Annotated in this window: 1 rRNA gene; it reads left to right on the top strand. The window is 53.0% G+C overall.

Annotated features, from left to right (window positions below):
- The first annotated feature begins 2 nt into the window (after positions 1–2).
- Positions 3–1,578, top strand: a 16S ribosomal RNA gene (locus CBG10_RS07405).
- The last annotated feature ends 53 nt before the right edge of the window (positions 1,579–1,631 follow it).

The following is a 1,631-nucleotide window of genomic DNA, read 5'->3' as shown; positions in this document are numbered from 1 at the left end:
TTTTATATGAGAGTTTGATCCTGGCTCAGGATGAACGCCGGCGGTGTGCCTAATACATGCAAGTCGTACGCACTGGCCCAACTGATTGATGGTGCTTGCACCTGATTGACGTTGGATCACCAGTGAGTGGCGGACGGGTGAGTAACACGTAGGTAACCTGCCCCGGAGCGGGGGATAACATTTGGAAACAGATGCTAATACCGCATAACAACAAAAGCCACATGGCTTTTGTTTGAAAGATGGCTTTGGCTATCACTCTGGGATGGACCTGCGGTGCATTAGCTAGTTGGTAAGGTAACGGCTTACCAAGGCGATGATGCATAGCCGAGTTGAGAGACTGATCGGCCACAATGGAACTGAGACACGGTCCATACTCCTACGGGAGGCAGCAGTAGGGAATCTTCCACAATGGGCGCAAGCCTGATGGAGCAACACCGCGTGAGTGAAGAAGGGTTTCGGCTCGTAAAGCTCTGTTGTTGGAGAAGAACGTGCGTGAGAGTAACTGTTCACGCAGTGACGGTATCCAACCAGAAAGTCACGGCTAACTACGTGCCAGCAGCCGCGGTAATACGTAGGTGGCAAGCGTTATCCGGATTTATTGGGCGTAAAGCGAGCGCAGGCGGTTGCTTAGGTCTGATGTGAAAGCCTTCGGCTTAACCGAAGAAGTGCATCGGAAACCGGGCGACTTGAGTGCAGAAGAGGACAGTGGAACTCCATGTGTAGCGGTGGAATGCGTAGATATATGGAAGAACACCAGTGGCGAAGGCGGCTGTCTGGTCTGCAACTGACGCTGAGGCTCGAAAGCATGGGTAGCGAACAGGATTAGATACCCTGGTAGTCCATGCCGTAAACGATGAGTGCTAGGTGTTGGAGGGTTTCCGCCCTTCAGTGCCGGAGCTAACGCATTAAGCACTCCGCCTGGGGAGTACGACCGCAAGGTTGAAACTCAAAGGAATTGACGGGGGCCCGCACAAGCGGTGGAGCATGTGGTTTAATTCGAAGCTACGCGAAGAACCTTACCAGGTCTTGACATCTTGCGCTAACCTTAGAGATAAGGCGTTCCCTTCGGGGACGCAATGACAGGTGGTGCATGGTCGTCGTCAGCTCGTGTCGTGAGATGTTGGGTTAAGTCCCGCAACGAGCGCAACCCTTGTTACTAGTTGCCAGCATTAAGTTGGGCACTCTAGTGAGACTGCCGGTGACAAACCGGAGGAAGGTGGGGACGACGTCAGATCATCATGCCCCTTATGACCTGGGCTACACACGTGCTACAATGGACGGTACAACGAGTTGCAAACTCGCGAGAGCAAGCTAATCTCTTAAAGCCGTTCTCAGTTCGGACTGTAGGCTGCAACTCGCCTACACGAAGTCGGAATCGCTAGTAATCGCGGATCAGCATGCCGCGGTGAATACGTTCCCGGGCCTTGTACACACCGCCCGTCACACCATGGGAGTTTGTAACGCCCAAAGTCGGTGGCCTAACCTTTATGGAGGGAGCCGCCTAAGGCGGGACAGATGACTGGGGTGAAGTCGTAACAAGGTAGCCGTAGGAGAACCTGCGGCTGGATCACCTCCTTTCTAAGGAATAAAACGGAACCTACACATCGAAGAAACTTTGTTTAGTTTTGAGA

It is taken from the genome of Limosilactobacillus reuteri (assembly GCF_002254085.1).
In the GTDB taxonomy this organism is placed as follows: domain Bacteria; phylum Bacillota; class Bacilli; order Lactobacillales; family Lactobacillaceae; genus Limosilactobacillus; species Limosilactobacillus reuteri_K.
Note: the sequence above shows the minus strand (reverse complement) of the source record. Positions and strands in the feature narration are given on the sequence as shown.